We start from the raw sequence: 22,160 nt of genomic DNA, 5'->3' as shown, positions 1-22,160 counted from the left end.
TTTTGTTGTAGTGGCTAGATTGAAATGTCCGCTTTCGGGCCGCGTAAGCTGTTCGGCCGCCGGCGGGTGTCCGGCGCCGGAGGCTGCGATGGCTGCAACGCAACGGATCACGCATGACGATGCGCGAGCTGGACCGATTCAAGGTCATTCAGGACGTGGCCGATGACAAGCGACGATCGCACAGCGCGAGCCGTGACGACACCAGGTTCAGTCGTCGAACGCTCCGCGATATTCCGGTTCGGCATCTGCGTGTGTTCAGTTCGAACATCACGCCAATCTCATCGCTGCCGCGGCGAATGACACATCAACATCACGTCATGATGTATAAGGATGACTGAATGAAAAACCTCGGCACGGTGGAATCCATTCGCAGCTCGCGCTTGCCGGAACCTGTCGCCGGGCGTATGGTTTATTTCTCTATCGCCCTTTTCCGGGAGATATCAAAATGGCTGCCATGCAATCCGCGGCCACGCCCCTCTCCGACGAGGAAGCCCGGCGCCAGTTGCACCGCGCCGTCATCGCCAGCACGATTGGCACCACGATCGAATGGTATGACTTCTTCCTCTACAGCACGGTCACCGGCCTGGTCTTCGCAAAGCTGTATTTCCCGCAATCCCACCCGCTCGTCGGCACGCTGCAGGCGTTCCTGATCTATGCCGTCGGCTTTGTCGCACGGCCGGTCGGCGCGGCGGTCTTCGGCCATTACGGCGACCGCATCGGACGCAAGGCCACACTGATCGTGACCCTGTTGCTGATGGGGCTCGCCACGTTCGCCGTGGCCTTCGTTCCGACCTACGCCGCGATCGGCATCTGGGGCGCCGTTATCCTCACGGTATTGCGCTTCATCCAGGGCGTCGGCGTGGGTGGCGAATGGGGCGGCTCGGTCCTGATGTCGATGGAGTGGGCGCGCACCAATGCGCATCGCGGTTTCGTCGCGTCGTGGCCGCAGTTCGGCGTGCCGGCGGGATTGTTCCTCGCCAACCTTGCCGTGCTGGCCACGAGCTGGCTTTCCGGCAGTGCTTTCCTCGCGTGGGGCTGGCGCGTGCCGTTTTTCCTCAGCATCGTGCTGGTTGCGATCGGGCTCTATATCCGCCTGAATATTCTCGAGACGCCGATCTTCGCGAAGCTGCTGGCCGAGCGTCGGATCGAGAAGACGCCGATGCTCGAAGTGCTGCGCAAGCAGCCGAGGGATATCGTGCTGTCGGCGTTCGCGCGGATGGCCGAACAGGCGCCGTTCTATATCTATACGGCGTTCGTGTTCACTTACGGGATCACGGCGCTGGGCGCCACGCGCGAACTGCTGCTGGCGGCGGTGCTGTTCGCATCCGTGGTCGAGTTCTTCACCATTCCGCTGTTCGGGCACGTGTCGGATCTGATCGGGCGGCGGCGGATGTACATGATCGGTGCGGCTGCCGTCGGCCTGTTCGGATTCCTCTACTTCGCGATGGTCGATAGCCGGAATCCGGTGTGGATCTTCGCGGCCATCGTGTTGTCGCTGGTCCCGCATTCGATGATGTATGGGCCGCAGGCCGCATTGATTGCCGAGTCATTCACAGGGCGGTTGCGGTATAGCGGCGCGTCGATGGGTTATCAACTCGCTTCGGTCATTGCCGGTGGCCCTGCACCGCTGATCGCAACGGCGCTGTTCGCCTACTACCACTCGGGGTATGCGATCGCGGCGTACGTGCTGGTATGCGCGGTGCTGAGCGTGATCGCCGCATCGAAGCTCGGGGACTACACGAACAAGGATATTTCGCGGGAATACGACGACGCCCGGGGTTTGGGAGATCATGGGCACGCGCCGCCGGTGACTTGACGAATTGGCCGGCTCAGGCACGCGATGACGACCACAGGCGCGTCCCGTCGCGTCGCAGGCGCGAGACGGACGTTGCGTGCGGGCGCATCGAGTCTGCTTCGGCGGATCGTCGCTCGTCGTCCGGTGGCCGCGTTTCACATGGGTTGAAATCGGGAGAAGCGCCGAGCGGCAAAATCGGCGCTGTCGCGCAGCGGCTCGCCCGGCGTAACCCGGTTACCGCTCGCTGACCTTCGTGCGCGGCAGCCATTCGGCCTCGGCGCCCTGCGTGCCTTTCAGATGGGCGGGAGTCGCGTCCTGCGTGTGCGTATCGATACGGCGGACTGCCTCGGTGTCGAGATGCCGGCCGTCGAACGTCGACTGACGGCGGGAAATCATGTTGATGCGAAGGCGCTTTGCCGCCATGGTCGATATTCCTTGAGAAAACGGTACCCCGCCAACTGGCGAAGTATCGTAGATTTACGTGAGAAAGATGTCGCTGCGATGACGCAGCGCTCGACCTTGTGCACGCTCGCCCCCGGAGCTTGACCGGCAGTGCCAGTTCATCGCATCTTCTCGCGCTTCGACAAACCCGATTTGATGTCCATCGCCTTCATCAACTTCGCCCTGATCGTCGACGCCCTTCGCTAGCGTGAACACGCGCTGGCCCGACATCCATTCTCCGGTGCCTTCTCGGACGCTGCTGAACTGCCTCGCACGAAATGATGTTCCATTCTTGAGCGGAGCACGCCATCAAGCGCGGCAAGTTGCTCGCGCAGTCGAACCGCCCGCCTTTCCGTCATTTCGCCGAGAACGATTTTTTGCTCGAGAACGTCGCCGCACCGGGTGACGGCCCAACGGTCCACCGCGGCTGCTTCACCCTCAAGTACGGCAGATACCGTCGAAACGATACCCGGATCCAGTCTCGATATGAGGTGAACCGTATGCGTTAACGTGAAACCCGGGAGGAAGTGCGACCAGTCTTGGCTGGCCACTGGGGACGGGGGAAAGACAGCTTGGCACATAGACGCTCCGGATAAGTGCTCATCGAACCGGTGCTAGCCATGCTGCTCCCGCTTCGTTGCCGTGAATCGGCCGCATCGCCTCAAAGGCGTCCACCTTGCCCGGGAGGGCAGGTTGGCGTCGGATAGCCCGACTCTGGATGCATAACTTCTGACACATCGTTCGATATAACGAACTTGAATTTATTATACCGAAAAAATGTCGATGGACAAGTTATTCCGGCCGGGACCTCTCGACGCAGGAAGACATGCGCTCTCGGCACGGCAACCCGTGGCTGAATCGGCCGGCCACCGCCGGCACCCGTGAATGCAACCCCGCAACCCCGCATCCCCGGATTCCTCGATCCAACGATGGCAAGATAACGTTTCCGACGCAGCGGCACCCCGCCTCGGCAGAAATCGCCCCGTGGCAGATTGCCTCGCAGCGCCCCCGGCCATCGCACAGCATGGTCGATTCTCGACGGATCCTCGTGCAGCGTTAGAATAGCGCCCCTTTTCACTGGAGACGAAAATGTCCTGGTTCGTTTACGAAGTGCCCGAATACCACGAAGACGCTGCGCGCATCGAGCCCCTGAGCGAGCTGCGTAGCCGCGTGCTGAAACTCAGCGGCCCGGCCATGGCCGACGAACTGGAAAGCGTTCGCGAGAATGCCGCGGCGACGGCGGAAACACCCGAGCGCCCCCTGCGTACGCCGGAAAATCCGCATGTCTTTCCGATCCCTTACGCCGACTCCATGATCCTGGTCGGATTCATCTTCGATCTGAAACGCGAATTCCGGCAACTGGTCGTGTCACCCGTGGAAATGCCCTGGCTGAAAGACGCGTAAAAGGTGGTGGGAACGGAGGCCGACAGGTGAATTGCACCTGTTCCGGAGCCGGGTCCGAATACCCAGCGCAGGCTTTCGGATACCCATGCCTGTGCGCCCCATCACAATCAAGTCGAAGGCAAACGCTTCACCCTCCTCCCGCACTGGCGTCGGGAGCGATCAAGTGACGGCCGCACGCAGCGCGCCATTTTCCGCTATCGAAGCGGCGGTTCCTGTGCGCCGCCCCGGATCGCGACGACGCGCGAACTGAACCGATTCAAGACCCTTCGACGCCGGATCTCCCCCCTGCAAATCGGGCCACATCCCCCGGCACAGCCGTGACTCCACGGCGCCACCCCCACCCCGCGCCCCATCCCGGCCAGCATCGCCGCGGCATCGCATCCCACTTTCTCGTACCCGCAAATTGAGTTGTCGAATCGGGGATTCCATGTCCACGCCCGACGCCCCAGACTCCGCGAACGCGGTCCTGCGTGACCGTCGGAACGACGACAAATACATGGAGACACCCATCATGCTGCTCGACTATCTGGTCATGCTGGCCTATGCGCTGACGATGCTCGCGCTCGGCTGGTACGGGATGCGCAAGGCGCGCAACCGGAACGATTTTCTCGTCGCCGGCCGGCGTCTCGGGCCCGGACTGTATCTCGGCACGATGGCCGCCGTGGTGCTCGGCGGCGCATCGACGATCGGCACGGTCAAACTCGGCTATCAGTACGGGTTGTCCGGGCTGTGGCTCGTGTTCATGCTCGGCCTGGGGATCATCGTCCTCAGCGTCGTGTTTTCGCGGCAGATCGCGCGGCTCAAGGTCTATACCGTCACGCAGGTGCTGGAGCAGCGCTACCAGGCGTCGTCGCGGCTGATCGGCGGCATCGTGATGGTCGCGTACGACCTGATGGTGGCCGTGACCGCGACCATCGCGATCGGCTCCGTCACCGAGGTGGTGTTCGGGATTCCGCGCGTGCCGGCCATCCTGTGCGGCGGCGGCATCGTGATCGTCTATTCGGTGATCGGCGGGATGTGGTCGCTGACGCTCACGGACGTCATCCAGTTCGTGATCAAGACGGTGGGCATCTTCTTCGTGCTGTTGCCGCTGTCGATCCACGACGCGGGCGGGCTCGCGCGGATGCAGGCCGTGCTGCCGGCGGGCTTCTTCGATCTCGGGCACATCGGCGCGGAAACGATCGTCACGTACTTCCTGCTGTATTTCTTCGGCGCGCTGATCGGCCAGGACATCTGGCAACGCGTCTTCACCGCGCGCAGCGAGACCGTGGTGCGCTACGCCGGCCTTGGCGCGGGCGTCTACTGCATGCTCTACGGCGTGGCCTGCGCGCTGATCGGCGCGGCCGCGCGCGTGCTCATTCCCGATCTCGCGGTGCCCGAGAACGCGTACGCGGAAGTCACCCGGCAGGTGCTCGCATCGGGGCTGCGCGGCCTGGTCGTGGCCGCCGCGCTGTCGGCCATCATGTCGACCGCGTCGGGTTGCCTGCTGGCGGCCGCGACCGTCCTCCAGGAAGACGTGTATGCGCGCTTCCTGCGCGCGGGCGGCCCCGGCAGCCTGCGCGAAAGCCGTGTCTTCACGCTGCTGATGGGCATCGCGATGCTGGCGCTCGCGTGCGTCGTCAACGACGTGATCGCCGCACTGAGCATTGCGTACAACCTGCTCGTCGGCGGCCTGCTGGTGCCGATCGTCGGCGCCCTGCTCTGGCGTCGCGCAACCGCGCGCGGCGCTATCGCGAGCATCGTGGCCGGCTGCGCGGTGGTGGTGCTGTTCATGGCGCTCGACGGCGTACTCGCGACGACACCGATCGTCTACGGGCTGGCGGCCAGCCTCGCCACCTTCGTCGTGGTGAGCCTGGCCGGACGTCCCGCGGCCGCGCTCGAACCGCAATCGGATTGACCCACCCTGCTGCCCCACCGACCAACCGTTCCGACCAACAGGAGGCCCACCCATGCCCAACGACTTCCCGCAACCGCTCGACGCAGCCGAGATTCCGCGCTTCGCCGGCATCCCGACGTTCATGCGCCTGCCGGTTTTCGACGACCCGGCTCACGTGCAGATCGCACTCGTCGGCGTGCCGTGGGACGGCGGCACGACCAACCGCGCGGGGGCTCGCCACGGCCCGCGCGAAGTGCGCAACCAGTCGAGCCTGATGCGCCGCGTGCATCACGTCAGCCGCATTGCGCCGTACGACCTCGTGCGCGTCGGCGATCTCGGCGATGCGCCGACCAATCCGATCGACCTGATGGATTCGCTCGAGCGGATCGAGCGCTTCTACCGGCGCATTCATGCGGCCGGCGCGGTGCCGCTGTCGGTTGGCGGCGATCATCTGGTGACGCTGCCGATCTTTCGCGCGCTGGCCGCCGAACGGCCGATCGGCATGATTCATTTCGATGCCCACTCGGACACCAACGACCGCTATTTCGGCGACAACCCGTACACGCACGGCACGCCGTTCCGCCGCGCGATCGAGGCCGGCCTGCTGGACCCGAAGCGGACGGTCCAGATCGGTATCCGCGGTTCGGTCTATTCGGCCGACGACGAAGCATTCGCGAAGGAATGCGGCATCCGGGTGATCGCGATGGAGGAGTTCGTCGAGCTGGGCGTGGCGGCCACGCTGGCCGAGGCCCGCCGCGTGGCGGGCAGCGGGCCGACCTACGTGAGTTTCGACGTCGACGTGCTCGATCCGGCCTTTGCGCCAGGCACGGGCACGCCGGAAATCGGCGGGATGACGACGCTCGACGCGCAGCATCTGGTGCGCGGCTTGCAGGGGCTGAATCTCGTCGGCGCGGACGTGGTGGAGGTGTCGCCGCCGTTCGACGCGGGAGGCGCCACGGCACTGGTCGGCGCGACGATGATGTTCGAGCTGCTGTGCATCCTGGCCGACGCGGTTGCCGCGCGGCGCTGAAACGGACATGGGGGATCGCACGGCGGCAACGGTCGCGTTATAAACGCCATTCGGCCCACTGCTGCGAGACACCCCATGCTCGGCAATCTTTCCGATATCGATTTGCGCCTGGTGCGCACCTTCTGCGCGATCGTCGAGGCGGGCGGCTTCACGGCCGCCCAGGTTCGCCTGAACACGAGCCTGTCCCGGTTGAGCGTGCTGGTGCGCGACCTCGAACTGCGGCTCGGCTATTCGCTGTGCCGGCGCGGCAGCAGCGGCTTCCAGCTGACCGACGAGGGGCAGGAACTGTACGAAGCCGCCCAGGGGCTGTTCAGCGATATCGAGCGGTTCCGCGAACAAGTGAGCGGCCTCGGCGGCCGCCACCGGGAAACGCTCGAGCTCGGCTGCGTCGACGGCGTGATCGGCCAGCCGTGCGCGCCGCTGCCGCTCGCGATCCGGCTGTTTCGCGAGCGTGCGCCCACGGCGCGCGTGAACCTGCATACGCAGCGCCCGGACGAACTCGAACACGCGGTGCTCGATGCGCGGCTTCAACTGGCTGTCGGCGCGTTTCATCATCGGCTGTCGGGGCTGCGATACCGGTTCCTGTTTCGCGAGGAGCAGAATCTCTATTGCGCCCGCGAGCACCGGTTTTTCGAGCGCCGCGGCCGCGAACCCGAGCTCGACGAAATCTGCGCGGCCGACTATGTCGGACGCGGCTACATGGCGGAGAGCCGGCGGCCGCACGGCCTCGTGTTCGGCCACGGCACGAGCGCGTACAGCATGGAGGCGATCGCGACCCTCGTGTTCAGCGGGATGTTCATCGGCTACCTGCCGACCCACTACGCGGCGGCCTGGGTCGCCGAAGGCCGCCTGCGCGCGATTCGCCCCGCGCAGCTCGCCTATTTCTCGTCGTTCCACTGCGTGACGCGCCAGGGCATCGAGCCGGGCGCGGCGCTCGATGCGTTTCTCGGTGCGCTGGACGACGCGCAGGCGCGATTGGGCGGCACGTGCGCCGACCAGCCCGATCCGCCGGCGCCATGAACGACTGCGACGACGCGATCTTCAATCCGGGCTTTTCGGCGCCGCCGCCCACGCGCCCCCGGCTTGCCGCCGCCCATCACAGGTCGGTCGACAGCGACAGCCAGAACGTGCGCGGCGCGCCCGTGAACAGATACCCGGTCGGGTTCGCCTGCCAGTAGTTGCGATTGAACAGGTTCGTCACGTTCGCGCGCAGCGTCACATCGCGGCCGGCCACTTTCGTCGTGTAGCGTCCGCCCAGATCGAAGCGCGTCCAGCTCGGCACATGCTGCGTGTTGTCCTGGCTCACGTAGGCTTCGTCCGTGTAGATCATCCGGCTCGTCAGCGTGACGCCCGGCACGAACGGCGTATCCCATTCCGCGCCGACGGTGGCCTGCAGCGACGGCGCGCCGAGCGCGTGATTGCCGTCGTACGCGCCGCCCTGCGTGCGGCGCAACCGCGCATCGAGCCACGTGACGCCGCCGAGCAGACGCACGCCGCGCGTCACTTCGCCGAAGCCGGACAGCTCGAGGCCGCGATTGCGCTGCAGCCCGTTGAGGCTGTACAGCTTGCTGACCGGGTCGACGATCCCGCTCGGCACGTCGATCTGGAACAGTCCGAGCGTCGCGCCGAACCGGCCGAGATCGAGCTTGGTGCCGATTTCATACTGCTTCGACTTGAACGGCGCGAACACCTGGTTCGGGTTCGCCGCGTCGGGCGGCGGTGCCGAACCGGGCGTCAGCGCTTCGATATAGTTCGCGTAGAACGACAACGCGTCGAGCGGCCGGACGACGAGCGCGACGGACGGCGTCGTCGCGCCCTGGTCGTAGTGCGAGGTTTCCGCGCCGGAAGTATCGAAGTTGCGGCTGCTCACCTGCTGGCGACGCACGCCGAGCGTGAGCTGCACGAGCCCGCCGGCCGCGGACAGCGTGTCGGCCACGCCGATGCTGCGCAGGATCTGCGCGCTGTCCTTCGCCTCCGGCGACACGGAGACCGGCGCGCCCGGCCCGGCGAGACGCGTCGGCATGTAGATGTTCGTCGCATAGCTGCCGTAGGCGGTCTGCCCAAACCACGTCGTCTGCTGCAGGTAGTCGCCGCTCACGACGAACTGGTGGTCGATCGGCCCCGTCCTGAAACGCGCGCGTACACCGGCTTCGGCCGATAGCGCATGCGACGCGCCCGACTGGTATCTCGACGTGGACGTCGCGTCACCCTGCGTACCGGTGATCGTCGCGCCCGGGTCTTCCAGCTTGTCGTAGCCGAAACGGTTCATGCCGAGCGCGCCGAACAGCGTGACGTTCGACGACAGGTCGTACTCGGCGCGCCCGAGCGCCGTCAGGCTGTGGGAATTCGAATAGGAAAACGTCTGCGCGAGATTGGTCCGCGCCTCGGGCGCCTCGGGCATCGCGATGCCGGCGATCGGCGTATAGCCGCGCACCGGCGCGCGCATGAAGTCTTCCTGATAGATCACGTCGCCGGACACGCGCAGACGGCTGCCGCGGTAATCGAGCCCGACCGACAGCGACGTATTGCGGCGCGACTGTTCGTCGATCGGGGTATCGCCTTCGCGATGGGCCGCATTGACGCGCACGCCGAACTCGCGGTTCTGGCCAAAGCGTCGGCCGATGTCCGCATGGCCGCCAAACACCGAGCTCGACGCATATTCGGCGGTCAACCGGTTGAGCGGCGTGTCATCGGCGCGCTTCGTCACGACGTTCACGCTGCCGCCGACGCTGCCCTGCGGCATCATCCCGTTGAGCAACGCGCCGGGCCCCTTGAGGATCTCGACGCGCTCGACCGGATCGGCGCCGACCCGGTAGGCCGGCACGAGGCCGTAGAGGCCGTTGAGCGCGATTTCGCCGTTCTCGACGCGCAACCCGCGAATCGTGATCGCGTCGTAACGGTTGGTGCCGTCGATCGCCGCGCGCACGGACGGGTCGGTGGTGGTCAGCAAGTCCGCGACGCTGGTCGACTGCTGGTCGCGGATCAGCTTCTCGGTGTAGCTCGAGATGCTGAACGGCGTGTCCATGTAGTCGCGATTGCCGAGCATGCCGGCCTTCGCGCCCTCCGCCACCTGACCACCCGCATAGGCGTCCGGAATCGCGTCCGCGACCCGTTTGCCGAGCACCTTCACGGCCGGCAGCACGCCGGCTTCGACACCGGCTGCGGCGGCGGCCGGACGCAGCGAAAAGCTGCCGTCGGACTGCTGCACAAGCGCCAGGCCCGTACCGTCGAGCAGCGCCTGGAACGCCCCCTGTACCGAATAAGTGCCGTGAACGCCCGCGCTGGTCTTCCCGGCCGTCAGGTCGCCCGGCGCGCTGAGCAGGACGTCGGCCTGATCGGCGAGACGGTTCAGCGACGCCGACAGCGGGCCTGCCGGGATGTCGTAACGCCGGGTGGCGGCTTGCGCCGCCGCACCGGCCGCCGACTGCGCGGCGGCCGCTTGCCATGCGCCGCTGCCGGCGAGCGCGATGCCCAGAACGGCACACCGGACGGCCTGCGCGGCAGGGCGATGCGCGGTGCGCGGCGCGCGCGGCATTCGTGCGCCGCCGCGCACGGACGACGAGAAATCGGGATGCGACGAGAACGACGGGCGATGCATGGACGGCATTCCTTGAGAATGAAGTGAACAAGGAGAGGTCCATCGCGCGTCTAACAGAGCCGGATACCTTGGCTTGATAGCGGCCGCGCCCGGTCGTTCGGGCGGCGCCATGCTGGCTGCGACTGTCGCCATCCCGACGCTGCCTGGTTGCGCCCGGATTCGTCCGGAAGCAGGCAGCGCCAGACCGGAGCGGATGCTCGGCCTCGTGGCGCCGGGTCGGCATTCAGAGCACTGATTGATCTCCGAATGGTCCTCTTTCATCTGTTAATCGGATGACGCCCGGAAATGCGAACCAGAATCTGAAATTTTTTTGCGACGACGCGAAGCGCGCGTCGGAGCCGTCACCTTGCCGCCGGCATCGCACCGGTCAGCGCGCTTCGATCGACACCCACCACGGCAACGTGCGGCGCACGCGGATCGGCAAATCGCGCTCGAGCATCGCGAGCATCCGGTCGGGATCGTCGGCCGGAAAACGGCCGACCACGCGAATGCCGGCCACCGCGGGATCGACGCCGATATGCCCATGCTGATAACGATCCAGCTCGGCGATCAGCGCGCCGAGCGCGACGTCGTCGGCGAGGATCACGCCGCGCGACCATGCTTCGCGCGCGGGATCGGCCCGCTCCGGCGCATCGATCGCGTCCGCCGTGAACTGCCGCTGCTGACCGGCCGGCACGATTTCGACGTGCCCGGCCCGGTTGCGAATTTCGACGCGGCCGTCGAACACGGCCAGCAGCGTGTGCGTGCCGGATTGCCGTACGGTGAATCGGGTGCCGAGCGCCTGCATCCGGCCATTCGGCGTATCGACGAAGAACGGCCGCCCCTGGCTGTCCCTGGCCGTATCGATGAGGATTTCGCCCATCGTCAGCGTCAGGAGGCGTCGCGTGCCGTCATAGCGCACATCGAATGCACTGTCCGTGTTCAGCCAGACACGCGTGCCGTCGGCAAGCTGTACGTCGCGCCGCTCGCCGACACCGGTGCGGTAGTCCGATCGCCATGCAACGATGCGATCCTGCAGCGGCGTGAAGCGCCATGCCAGCCAGCCGGCCAGGCCGGTTCCGGCGAGCGCCGCGAGACTGCCCAGCACGTGGCGCCGGCTCGCGGAACGGGTGGCGGACACGTGCACGGCTGCCGCGGCGGCATTGCGCTCGCCCCGGCTTTCCCCCCTCAGCGGCTCGAACCGGCGGCTGACCGCTTCGACGTGTGCCCACGCGCATCGATGTTCCGGGCGCTCCGCCAGCCACTGCGCCCAGGCGGCGCGGTGCTCGCTGCCGCCGCCGTCGGCATGCAGCAGCGCATACCAGTTGGCGGCCTGTTCGAGGCTTTCGAAATCGGTCTGGACGCCGGATTCGGCGGTGGATGAAGACGGCGAGGCGGCCATCGGTCAGTGCTTGAGGCCGGCGTCGATCAGCGCCAGCTGCAGCATCGCCTGCGCGAGATACTTCTGCACCATGCGGTCGGACACGCCCAGTTCGGCCGCGATCTCGCGGGTCGACAGGCCATGAATCTGCGCCATGACGAACGCGTCCCTCGCCTTGTCCGGCAGGCGGCTGATGAGCGCGCCGATTTCCATCAGCGTCTCGATCACGATCGCGCGGGATTCGGGCGACGGCTCGCAAGGCGCCGGCAGCGCGGCAAGCGCGTCGAGCCAGGCCTGCTCGACCTGGCGGCGACGGAACAGGTCGATGCACATGCCCTGCGCCATCGTCCGCAGATACGCCCGTGCCTCGGCATCGTTGTCGAAACCCTTGGGCGCCGGCTTCAGGATCAGGCGAAGAAACGCGTCCTGGGCAAGATCGGCCGCATCGAACGCGTTACCCAGCCGCCTGCGCAGCCATCCCTGCAACCAGCCGTGGTGGTCGCGGTAGAGAGCCTGCACATCCTGGTGCACGGCGAATGGAGCGGCGGACATGGAACGACCCTTTCGGCTTTAGAAGCGCGAGACGAGAAAATGAATAAGAATCATTCCGATTTATAAACCAATTCAATACGTTTACGCAATGTTTTGCAATTAAGGGCCGTATCTTGTAATGGACGTCGCGCGCGTTGATTCGTCAGACATTTTGGTGAGCGTTCGCGCGTTTGGCCCGGTGTGGCGACGTCACACCGGGCGATGCTCTGGCCGACCGGTCGAATCAGCCGCCCTTCGCCTGGCAGTCGGAACATACCCCGGTGATTACCAGCGATGCGGTCTGATACTTGAAGCGATGCCCGGACGCGACGCGTTCGAATTGCCGGTCCAGTTCGTCTTCGACGAGGTCGCAAATTGCCGCGCATCGGCGGCAAACGAGATGGTGGTGACGCTTGCCGTGGTTCAGTTCGTACACGACGCGCGAATCACCCAGCGACGCACTGGTAATGAGCCCGCTGTCGATAAACGTGGCCAGGGTCCGGTAGGTGCTTGCAAGGCTGAATGGCTCCGGGCCGCCGGACAACATCCGGTAGATCTGCTCGACGGTGAAATGCGTCGCGGGATGCTCGCGAAACAACTTCAATACGCTGAATCGACTGACCGTCGGCCGTATCCCCACCCGGGCCAGTTCCATGTAAATGGCTTTCATTGTCTTATATGAGAAATTCCCCGCTGCATCATGTGCCGCGCATGCTTAAGCGTTCGTTAAGGCCGGTATCGCCCCACTCCGGGCATGGAGACGGGCCATGGATGTCCCCGCATCCATGAGCCGTGACTCGCCGGCGCGCCTTGAGATTCGATATGCGGGCAAATCAGTCGAGTGCGCGCGGTGATCCGGTTGCGGTCGATACGCACCCGGATCCGCCGGCGATCACGATGCCGTATTGCGTCGCGCTCAGGCGGCGATCGTCTGACGCGTTTAACGGGGGTTCAGCCGGACGGCGGGTGTTGCAGAACCGCGCAGCCCTGGCGGGCACAGCCTCGCTCCCGGCGAGCGTGCGCCGTGGATTCACGCGTCGAGCGAGGTCATCCCGGACTGCAGGTAGTTCTGGATACCGACCTTCTGGACCAGTTCCAGCTGCGTCTCCAGCCAGTCGATGTGCTCTTCGGTATCGTCGAGAATGTTCTCGAGAATTTCTCGCGACACGTAATCCTGCACCGATTCGCAGTACGCGATCCCTTCCTTGCAGGTTGCCTGTGCCACGCGCTCGAGCTTCAGGTCGCATTCGAGAATTTCTTCCGTGTGCTCGCCGACGAGAAGCTTGTGCAGATCCTGAAGATTCGGCAACCCGTCGAGCATGAAGATGCGCTCGATGAGTGCATCCGCATGCTTCATCTCGCCGATCGACTCCTCGTATTCGTGCTTGCCCAGTTTGTCGAGTTGCCAATGACGATACATACGCGCATGCAGGAAATACTGGTTGATCGCCGTCAGTTCATTCTTCAGTTGAGCGTTCAGGTATTCGATGACCTTCTTGTCGCCTTTCATCGCAGTTCTCCCGTTCGGCCCGTGCAGGTGGACGACACGTCCAGAACCTACAGTAGTCCGTGACCGGCCCATCCGCAAACGACTTCCGCGCGCATCGGACGGCCTCGGGATATGCCACGCTCGAAGCCCGGAAATACGGGCGGCGTGACGATGCATATCGCCTCGCAGTACGAATGATTTCGATTCGCTTTACGTTTTTCCCGCAACCTCCACGGCCGTGCGCGAACGCCCGGCGCACTCATGTCGTCCGGCGCCGGGCGGGCGCGTTCGATCGTGCCGGCTCGGGACTGCCGGCGGACTCGCGCAGCCTGATCTTGCGCAAACTGGCAAACGCCGCGGCCCAGACCAGCACCGCCAGCCCCCAGGCGCCGGCGAACGCCGCGCCATAGCCGAGCACCGCCACGGCCGCCCCGATAGCTCCGGCCGCCATTGCGTTTCCGACACTCTCGCAGCACTGCATCGCGGTGAAGTCTGCGCCGGGCCGTTCCGGCGACGCCCAGTTCATCAGCGTCGCCCAGATCGCCACATACATTGCCCCCTCGAACAGCGATTGCACCGCGAATGCGACATAGCAGTGCAACAGCGAGAACAGGTGCCGCGTTTCGAGCATCCACGCCGCCCCGAGCAGCACCCCGGCACCCGCCATACCCGTCAGTACCGCCCGTCGGCAGCCGAAGCGGCGCACCAGCGGAATGCCGAGCGCGACGGCGCCCAACGCGACGAAGCACAGGTTGCTCATCTGCAGCCGCCCGATGTCGTCGAGCGACAGCCCGCGGTCGAGCAGCCAGGGCTGGACCAGCGTCGAAACGGCCGTGCTGGCAAGCTTGAAGGTGCTCGCAAGCAGCATGGCCCAGCCGAAGTCCCGGCCGCGTACGACATCGCGCAGCCGGACGCGCGGCGGCGCGCCCCGTTCGGTTGCGCCGGACACGCGTGCGCCGGGCTTCGCGAAGCCGGTATCGATGAACAAGAGCGGCACGTAGATCAGCGCCATCACGATCGCGAAGGTCGCCATCGCGAACGTCCAGCCCGTGCGCGCGCTCAGCACCAGCAGCCCGCCGCCGCCCGCGAGCATGCCGACGATGAAACCGGCCACCTGGATCGCGTTGGCCGCGCCGGCCGCCCGCCCCTGCATCCGGCGCACCGCGTACGCGTTGGTGACGATGTCCTGCGTCGCACAGAGCGCGTTCATCGCCACGACGAGGGTCAACGAAACCGGCAGCGATACGGCCGGCGGAAACGGCACGAGCGCCGCGCACACGACGACGATCGCGATCTGCGTCGTCCACAGCACACGCCGCAAGCCAACGCGCGCGCTGAGGTTGTCGATCGCGGGTGCCCAGAGAAACTTGAGCGCCCACGGCACGAATGCGAGGCCGGTATAGCCGACGGTCGCCACGTCATGGCCGCCTGCGCGGATCAGCACGGCCAGCGCGTTGTACGCCAGCCCGATCGGCAGGCCCTGGGCGACATACATCAGCGCAAGCGCCAGATAATCGGCACGCCGGCCGGAATCCGCACGGCTTGGCGTCGTGACGGCGAGAGTGTCGAGATCGGCCCTCATGTCAGAAATCCATCCCGACGCGCACGCCGACGACGCGCGGATTACCCGCGACGACGATGCCGTTCGACAGCGCGCGCGTGTAGTAATGCGCATTCGCGAGGTTCTGCCCGTATACGCCGATGGTGTAGCGCCGTACGCGATAGGTCGCGTGCGCATCGACCAGCACATAGGGATCGTTGCCGATCGTGCTGGTCGGCGCGAGATTCGTGGCGCCCTGCCGCACCACGTTCACGCCGAGATCCCAGTGCCCGTCCGGCCGCCAGGTCATGCCGAGACCGAAGCTCTGGCGCGGCGTGCTGGCGAACTGCCGCCCCGAATAGTCGACGCCGCCCGCCGTGTAGTCGTCGTATTTCGCGTCGACCAGGCCGACGAACGCGTTGAATTCGAACTGTCGCACGGGCCGCCAGCGCCCCGACAGCTCCGCGCCGCGCGTATGCGAGCGCGGCGCGTTCGAGGTGACGGTCTGCCCGTTCAGGCTCGAGGTGATCTGCTGATCGTGCATGTAGGCATCGAACAGCGTCGCACCGAGTTCCCACGTATCGTCGGCGCCACGCAGCCGGTAGCCGAGTTCGATGTAGTTGGAATTCGCCGCGCCATAGGGCTGGCCCGCCATGTCGGCCGAGATCGCATACGTGTTGAAGCCCGGCGACAGATACCCGCGGGCGAGCGTGATCCAGCCGTAGTGTTGCGCGTTCGGCTCGAACTCGAGCGTCAGGCGGGGCAGCGCTGCGACATGATTGACGCTCGCGCCGTCGACAGTCGAAACGCTGTTGAACGGCGTGTCGGGCATACCGTCGCCGTCGGCATCGAACATGCCGCCCTGCGTGCTGCGCCAGTCGAGCGTCTGCCGGTCGTACTGGACGCGCATGCCGGCCGCGATCCGCCACGCCGGCGCGATCCGCCAGCCGACCTCGCCGTAAGTGGCGACGCTGTTGCCGCGCAGCGTCGCGGCGGTACTGCTCAGATACGCCGCCCCCATGTCGAACAGATAAGGGGCATCGCGCCTGGTCAATTGATCGGAGAGTCCGATCATCCAGTCGAGGCGGCCCTGCTTGCCGCTCAGCTTGACGTCGCCGCTGAGCTGGCGCGTGACCATGTCGTAACCGTTGCGTGCGCCGAACAGCGAAGTCGGCAGCCAGTAGTCCCATTGCATGCGGCTCGCGCCGAGCGTGACGGCCAGCTTGGTGCCGTTGCCGAACGCCCGGTCGTAGCTGGCGGACAGCAGCGTGTATTCGACGTCGTTGGTGCCCGTATCGGTCGCGTTCGACTGATGCCGGCCGGCAAGGTCGGGCGATGCGAAGTAGTCGTTGCCGCCGCGCGATCGGGTCGAGAACAGGCCGAAGCGCCAGACGCCGCCCGCGTCGTCGCGATGCAGCAGCTTCAGGTGCGCAAAGGTGCTGTTCCAGCCGGCGGTGTTGTCACGGTTCAGCGAAGTGTTCTCGGTATAGCCGTCGCCGTGCTCCGCGCCGACCGCGATCCGCAGCGCGGTGCGGTCGGTCAGCGGCACGTCGCCGCTCACGGTGCCGCGCACCCGCGAGTAGGACGCATAGTCGAGCGTCACGCTGCCGGCGAGCGTGTTGCCCGGATCGCGCGAGCGCATGTTCACGAGACCGCCGAACGCATTCTGTGCGTACAGCGACTGCGGCCCGCGCAGCACCTGGACCTGGTCGAGATCGAACAATTGCCCGACTGCCAGCCCGAACAGCGGCACGCCGTCGACGAGTACCGGAATCGACGTGCTGTCCGATTCGTCCGCGTCAACGCCGAGCCCGCGAATCGTCATGATCGGCGTGGTCTGCGTGTAGCTCGTCATGTAGACGTTCGGCAGACGCTCGGCGATCTGCCCGAGCGTGTCGAGATGGCTGGCCTCGAGCGTGTCGCCGTCGATCGTGGAAACGCTCGCCGGCAACGTGAAATGCGCGCGCTCGCCGGCGGACACGCCGCGTGCGGCGCGCACGGACACGGCGGGCAGCACCGCGTCCGTGCCGCTCGCCCCGCCAGCCGGTGCAGCGGCCGGCGACGCATCGGCAGGCGCGGCCTGCGCGCGGGCGGACGACGCGGCCGCGGCGCAAACGAGGCCCGCGCACGCGAGACAAAGCGGCACCCGGCGCAGCGGAACGCGGTGACGGAGCGCGCGGAAATCTTGGGAAAACTGGACGTCGGCCATGACACGGTAGCGGAATGGAAGGAATGAAAATAATAATTATTCGCATCGCCGCCGCTACCCCGATCCGGTCGCCATTCCCCGAAATTGAACTATTTGGGCTGATATTGCCGATCGTGAACAGTTCGCCGCCGCGATAGCGTCGGCCGGCCGCCGATCGCAGCTTGCCAATAAGAATGATTCTTATTAGTATTTGTTGCTGCTGTCGCATCGCCGATCGATCCGTTACGACGCCGGGGGCACGCGTTCGCATGGTCGCGAACGCGTCGGCGCGCGGATTGCTTCCCGGCGCGCGCAAGCGCCGACAGCCAACGCAGACCGGAGAACATCAATATGCAAACGCTGAAATCGGTGGATTTCTTCGACGCCGGGGCAAGCAGCGCTGCGACGCCGCCGGGGATTCATGTCAGGACAGTCGACCTTCAGCCGGGCCTGGCCGTCTCGCTGGTGGCGTTCGACACGGAGCAGGACCTCGACACGATGACCGAAGAGGATGGCGCGCGAATCCATTTCAATTGCCTGCTGGGCGGCAGGACGCGCGTGGCCTACGACGGCCGGCAGCTCGATCTCGACCAGGACGATGCGCTCGCCGTCTATTCGCCCGGCAAGCACTTCCAGCTCGAATGCACGTCCGACTGCCGCAACATCGAGCTGCGCATCACGCGTCAGCTGCTGTCGCAACTGGCCGGGGAAGACACCGAACGGCTCGACCTCGCGTCCGCGCACGAATTCGCACTGCGTCGCAATCGCAACACGCTGCGCATCCGCGAGGCAGCGGTCCGGCTCGGTCGTCTGCTGTCGGAGGAGCATGCCTCGCCGCTGCTGGTGCATTCAGCCGCGCTCGAATTCCTCGCATGGCATCTGCAGTCGATGCGGCCCGATTCGCGCGACGACATCGCGCCGCGCGAACGCCGGCAGCTCGTCGCCGCACGCGACCGGCTGCTCAGCGATCTCAGCAATCCGCCAACCATCGAGCAACTCGCCCGCGAGACGGGCCTGAACCAGCTCAAGATCAAGCGCGGCTTCAAGGCGATGTTCGGCAGCAGCGTGTACGCGCTGTTCCAGCGCGAGCGCATGGAGCAGGCGCGCCATCTGCTGCAGCGGCACAGCGTGACCGAAACGGCATCGATGCTCGGCTACAGCAACCTGAGCCACTTCAGCGCGGCGTTCCGCAAGCAGTTCGGCCTGCTGCCCCGAGAGTCGCGGCGGCACGTGCTGGGCTGAGCGCGCGCGTCACCGCGGCGCGTGCGCCGCGCGAGCCGCGTTCGTCGTCATGCCCGCGCCGGCCGCACCGCGGCAACCGGCGGCGCCGTCGCGTCGGACGGCTCGGCCCCGGCCGCCTGCTGTTCCCGCCACAACTGCGCATAAAGGCCGTCCTGCCCGAGCAGCGCCGCATGCGTGCCGCGCTCGACGATCCGGCCCGCGTCGAGCACGATGATCTGGTCCGCGTGACGGATCGTCTGCAACCGGTGCGCGATCACGATCACCGTGCGGCCCGCGACGAGCCGCGACAGCGCCTGCTGGATCTCGTGCTGCGACTGCGGATCGACGGAGGCGGTCGCCTCGTCGAGCAGCAGCACCGGCGCATCCTTCAGCAGCGCACGCGCGATCGACAGCCGCTGGCGCTCGCCGCCCGACAGTTGCTGGCCGTTCTCTCCGATCCAGGTCGCGTAGCCGTCGGGCAGGCGCGCGACGAACGCATCGCAAGAAGCCGCGCGACAAGCGGCCATCACCTGCGCGTCGCTCGCGCCGGGGCGGCCGATCCGCACGTTGTCGAGCACGCTCGCCTGGAATAGCTGCACGTCCTGGAACACGAAGCCGAGCTCGCGATAGAGTGCGTCGCTGCGCCATTCGCGCAAGTCGATACCGCCGAGCGTGATGCTGCCCGACTGCGGATCGCGGAACCGCGCGAGCAGGTCCAGTGCCGTGCTCTTGCCCGCGCCTGACGGACCGACGATCGCCGTCACGCTGTGCGCCGGCACGTCGAACGACAGATCGTGCAGCACACGCGCCGCGCCGTAGCCGAAACCGACCTCGCGATACGCGATCGCATGATGCGGCGGCGCTTCGGTGCGCGTCCCCTCTTCCAGCGCCGGCGTCTCGTTCAGTTCATTGAGCCGCCCCTCGCTTTGCACGAGCGCGCGCAATTCGACCAGATAGGCGGCCGCGTCGAGCAGCGGATCGACGACCTTCCAGGCCGTCAGCACGAACAGCAGCCAGACGGCCGGCGTCAGCAGCGACCGGTCGATCAGCGCCGTTGCCACGGCCAGCATCGACAGCACGCCGCATTCGAGCAACAGCCGGTAGATCTGGACCGAGCCCCCGCCCCACGCTTCCGCGCCGAGACTCGCCACGCGCAAACGCGCGAAATGGTCGTCGAGACGGTTCATCCAGTCGGAGGTTCGGTCGAACAGTCGCAGCGTGCGCAGCCCCCCCGCGAACTCGACGATCAGCCCGCTCGTGTCCAGCCCCAGCCCCTGCTTGCGCGCGCCGTGCGCGAGAAAGAAGCGGTTCGCCGCGTTCAGCGCGGCGATCGCGAACGGCAGCGTCACGAGCAACGCAACCGTCAGTCGCCAGTCGACGAGCGCGAGCCCGATCGCGAACAGCAGCGGCACCGACGCCGACGCGATCAGCTCGGCGGCCAGATGCGTGAAGACGTCCTCCATGCGCTTGACGTCGTCGGTCACGATCGACGCGAGCCGGCCGATCCGCTGCTGCCCGAATACGCCGAGCGGCAGCCGCCGCAGATGATCGACGAGCCGGCCGCGATAGGCGATCGTCAGCGCATAGCTGCCGAGGAAGCCCGACATCTGGCCGAGCCACGAGAACAGCATCTGCCCGGCGAGCAGCATGGCGAGCCAGCCGAGCGGCACGGCCCAGACGCACGCGCCGGTGCCGAGGCCGGCCCCGAACGGCGGCATCTGCGCGAGCCAGTACCAGCCGACGAAGAACGGCGCGATCGCGAACGCGCGCTCGACCACGCGCAGCGCGAAGCTCGTCGCGATCAGCGCGGGAGAATGGCCGCTTGCACGAACCATGCGGCGGCTCGCGTCGATGAAATCAGTCATGGGCAATCTCCGATGGCATGGCGCGGGAGCGGAGCGGTGCCGGATCCGGCGCCGCCCGCGTGGCGAGCGTCCACGCGGCGTCCTGCGATTGCGCGTCCCACATGCGCCGGTAGAGCGCGCAGTCGCGCAGCAGCGCGGCGTGATCGCCGGTGCCCGCGAGGCGGCCCGCGTCGAGCACGACGATGCGCGCCGCGTCGCGGATCGTGTAGAGCCGGTGCGCGATCACGATCAGCGTCTTGTCCGGGCAGCCGTCGCGCAGCGCGTCGAGAAAGCGCCGCTCGGTGCGGCTGTCGGCAAACGCCGTGCTCTCGTCGAGGACGAGCACCGGCGTGTCGGCCAGCAATGCCCGTGCGACCGCGAGGCGCTGGCGTTCGCCGCCCGACAGCCGTGCGCCGGCCTCGCCGATTTCGGTATGCCAGCCCTGCGGGAGCGTATCGACCAGCGCGTCGAGCTGCGCGATGCGCAGCACGCGGCGCGCATCGGCTTCGCTCGCATCGGGCCGGCCGAGCCGCAGGTTGTCGAGCAGGCTGCCGCGAAACAGGAACGTGTCTTGTGAAACCACGGCGATCGCAGCCGCGCGCTGCGCGTCGCCGAGCAGGGACAGCGGCACCCCGCCGATCCGGATCTCGCCGGCGCCCTGCTCGACGAGCCCGCCGAGCAGGCTCGCCACCGTGGTCTTGCCGGCGCCCGACGGCCCGACGAGCGCCGTCATGCGTCCGGCCGGCGCATCGAACGAGAGGTCGTGCAGCACCGGCGCGTCGCCGTAGCCGAAGCGCACGCGCTCGAAGGCGATCGCATTGCCCGCGATCGCGACGGGCGCGCGAGCGGCGGGCGCGCGCAACGCGAGCAGCGGCTGCATGCGCGCGACACACGCGAGGATCTCGCGCATTTCGTGCTGTACCCGCATCAGCTTGAACAACGGCTTGAGCATGCCGCTGCCGAGCACGAGCGCGAGCAGCAGGCCCGCGATGCCGATCTCGTGGCGCTCGACCAGCCAGAGCCCCAGCGGCAGCAACAGCACGATGTTCGCGTTGAGCAGCACCATGAACACGGACCAGCCCGGCACGGTGCGGCGCGTCACGCGTCGCACGAGATCGTGATAGCGCGCGAGCCCTTCGCGCATCCGCGCGAACGAGCGCGCGTCCTGCCGGTAGGTCTTCATCACGCGCATGCCGCGCAGATATTCGACCGACGCGCCGTTCAGATCGGCGATCGCACGCTGGTAATCGGCCATCAGCGGTCCGAAGCCGCGCATCGCGATCGCCTGGAACAGGATCGCGAGCGGCAGCGTCGCGACCGCGGCCAGCGCAAGCCGCCAGTCGATCGCGAGCAGCACGGCGAACACGAGCACCGGCGCGACGATCGCCGCCGTCACCTCGACCAGATGGTGGGCAATGAACTGCTCGACCCGCTCGACATCCTGCATCAGGAGCTTGCGCAACGAGCCCGATTCGTGGCGCTGCAGCCAGACGAGCGGCGCGATCGCGAGCTGGCGCGCGAGACGCTGCCGCGTGTCCATCAGAATCCGGTACGCGGTGCGGTGGCTCAGGAAATAAGCGAGCGAATAAAGCAGGTACTTGCCGAGCAACGCGAGCGCGAAGCCGCCGAGGAGCGGTAACCACGCGCCGCGTTCGCCGTCGAACAGCCGCACCGCCGATTCGCAGAGCAGCGCGTAAGGCACGAGGTCCAGCACCGCCGCACCGACTGTCAAGACCATCGCCGCGGCCAGGCTCGCACGATGTCCGCGCAGCAGGCCCAGCAACGTCGGCCACGGGCCATCGTCGCGTTCTCGTGTCATCGGATCCCTCCCCCGGATCTCGCG

18 protein-coding genes and 1 riboswitch are annotated in these 22,160 nt (G+C 66.6%); of the genes, 7 read left to right on the top strand and 11 right to left on the bottom strand.

Going from position 1 to position 22,160, the window contains the following annotated elements; translation table 11 throughout:
- Window positions 1-113 precede the first annotated feature (113 nt).
- Both BME24068_RS08155 and BME24068_RS08150 read left to right on the top strand, forming a co-directional pair.
- A complete protein-coding gene (locus BME24068_RS08155) occupies window positions 114-338 on the top strand; it encodes a hypothetical protein (RefSeq protein ID WP_096506932.1) in 225 nt (74 codons plus the stop codon).
- 107 nt (window positions 339-445) lie between these two features.
- Window positions 446-1,816, top strand: coding sequence for an MFS transporter (locus BME24068_RS08150; protein ID WP_096506931.1), 1,371 nt, complete (start codon window positions 446-448; stop codon window positions 1,814-1,816).
- A gap of 213 nt (window positions 1,817-2,029) precedes the next feature.
- On the opposite strand, the gene BME24068_RS08145 is transcribed toward BME24068_RS08150, so the two are convergent.
- Together BME24068_RS08145 and BME24068_RS08140 are read right to left on the bottom strand one after the other, a co-directional pair.
- Window positions 2,030-2,218: a hypothetical protein gene (locus BME24068_RS08145; protein ID WP_096506930.1), complete on the bottom strand. Its 189-nt coding sequence runs from the start codon at window positions 2,216-2,218 to the stop codon at window positions 2,030-2,032.
- A gap of 54 nt (window positions 2,219-2,272) precedes the next feature.
- Window positions 2,273-2,467: a hypothetical protein gene (locus BME24068_RS08140; RefSeq protein WP_174925726.1), complete on the bottom strand. Its 195-nt coding sequence runs from the start codon at window positions 2,465-2,467 to the stop codon at window positions 2,273-2,275.
- A 392-nt stretch (window positions 2,468-2,859) separates the two neighbouring features.
- Window positions 2,860-2,963: riboswitch (SAM-I-IV-variant riboswitch) on the bottom strand.
- A gap of 362 nt (window positions 2,964-3,325) precedes the next feature.
- Here BME24068_RS08140 and BME24068_RS08135 point away from each other — a divergent pair.
- From BME24068_RS08135 to BME24068_RS08120, 4 genes are all read left to right on the top strand, one after another.
- Complete coding sequence (locus tag BME24068_RS08135; protein ID WP_096504468.1) at window positions 3,326-3,640, top strand: helicase; 315 nt, start codon at window positions 3,326-3,328, stop codon at window positions 3,638-3,640.
- A gap of 496 nt (window positions 3,641-4,136) precedes the next feature.
- Window positions 4,137-5,537 (top strand): sodium:solute symporter family protein, encoded by a 1,401-nt coding sequence (locus BME24068_RS08130; protein WP_239007956.1) that lies wholly within the window; start codon window positions 4,137-4,139, stop codon window positions 5,535-5,537.
- A gap of 52 nt (window positions 5,538-5,589) precedes the next feature.
- The gene (speB, locus tag BME24068_RS08125) at window positions 5,590-6,546 is read left to right on the top strand and encodes an agmatinase (protein ID WP_096504472.1); all 957 of its coding nucleotides are present in this window, start codon (window positions 5,590-5,592) and stop codon (window positions 6,544-6,546) included.
- Between the two features lie 75 nt (window positions 6,547-6,621).
- A complete protein-coding gene (locus BME24068_RS08120) occupies window positions 6,622-7,566 on the top strand; it encodes a LysR family transcriptional regulator (RefSeq protein WP_096504474.1) in 945 nt (314 codons plus the stop codon).
- Between the two features lie 76 nt (window positions 7,567-7,642).
- On the opposite strand, the gene BME24068_RS08115 is transcribed toward BME24068_RS08120, so the two are convergent.
- The 7 genes from BME24068_RS08115 to BME24068_RS08085 form a co-directional block, all read right to left on the bottom strand.
- Window positions 7,643-10,144, bottom strand: a complete 2,502-nt coding sequence (locus BME24068_RS08115; protein WP_239007955.1) for a TonB-dependent receptor — start codon at window positions 10,142-10,144, stop codon at window positions 7,643-7,645.
- Between the two features lie 367 nt (window positions 10,145-10,511).
- A complete protein-coding gene (locus BME24068_RS08110; protein WP_174925725.1) occupies window positions 10,512-11,525 on the bottom strand; it encodes a FecR domain-containing protein in 1,014 nt (337 codons plus the stop codon).
- A gap of 3 nt (window positions 11,526-11,528) precedes the next feature.
- Window positions 11,529-12,056 (bottom strand): sigma-70 family RNA polymerase sigma factor, encoded by a 528-nt coding sequence (locus tag BME24068_RS08105; RefSeq protein WP_174925724.1) that lies wholly within the window; start codon window positions 12,054-12,056, stop codon window positions 11,529-11,531.
- A 223-nt stretch (window positions 12,057-12,279) separates the two neighbouring features.
- Window positions 12,280-12,705 (bottom strand): Fur family transcriptional regulator, encoded by a 426-nt coding sequence (locus BME24068_RS08100; RefSeq protein WP_096504480.1) that lies wholly within the window; start codon window positions 12,703-12,705, stop codon window positions 12,280-12,282.
- A 360-nt stretch (window positions 12,706-13,065) separates the two neighbouring features.
- A complete protein-coding gene (gene bfr / locus BME24068_RS08095) occupies window positions 13,066-13,545 on the bottom strand; it encodes a bacterioferritin (RefSeq protein WP_174925723.1) in 480 nt (159 codons plus the stop codon).
- Window positions 13,546-13,783: 238 nt separating this feature from the next.
- Window positions 13,784-15,106, bottom strand: coding sequence for an MFS transporter (locus BME24068_RS08090; protein ID WP_174925722.1), 1,323 nt, complete (start codon window positions 15,104-15,106; stop codon window positions 13,784-13,786).
- Between the two features lies 1 nt (window position 15,107).
- Window positions 15,108-17,273 carry a TonB-dependent receptor gene (locus BME24068_RS08085; protein ID WP_174925721.1) on the bottom strand — a complete coding sequence of 722 codons (2,166 nt, stop codon included), beginning with the start codon at window positions 17,271-17,273 and terminating at the stop codon, window positions 15,108-15,110.
- A 330-nt stretch (window positions 17,274-17,603) separates the two neighbouring features.
- Here BME24068_RS08085 and BME24068_RS08080 point away from each other — a divergent pair, with 330 nt between their 5' ends.
- Window positions 17,604-18,494, top strand: coding sequence for a helix-turn-helix transcriptional regulator (locus tag BME24068_RS08080; protein ID WP_174925720.1), 891 nt, complete (start codon window positions 17,604-17,606; stop codon window positions 18,492-18,494).
- Window positions 18,495-18,541: 47 nt separating this feature from the next.
- On the opposite strand, the gene BME24068_RS08075 is transcribed toward BME24068_RS08080, so the two are convergent.
- Both BME24068_RS08075 and BME24068_RS08070 read right to left on the bottom strand, forming a co-directional pair.
- Complete coding sequence (locus BME24068_RS08075; RefSeq protein ID WP_174925719.1) at window positions 18,542-20,338, bottom strand: ABC transporter ATP-binding protein; 1,797 nt, start codon at window positions 20,336-20,338, stop codon at window positions 18,542-18,544.
- On the bottom strand, window positions 20,331-22,136 hold the full coding sequence (locus tag BME24068_RS08070; RefSeq protein ID WP_174925718.1) for an ABC transporter ATP-binding protein: 1,806 nt from the start codon (window positions 22,134-22,136) through the stop codon (window positions 20,331-20,333). The genes BME24068_RS08075 and BME24068_RS08070 overlap by 8 nt, the downstream gene beginning before the upstream one ends.
- Between the last annotated feature and the right edge of the window lie 24 nt (window positions 22,137-22,160).

Source organism: Burkholderia anthina (assembly GCF_902498995.1).
GTDB lineage: Bacteria > Pseudomonadota > Gammaproteobacteria > Burkholderiales > Burkholderiaceae > Burkholderia > Burkholderia anthina.
This window is presented reverse-complemented; position numbering and strand designations above follow the sequence as displayed.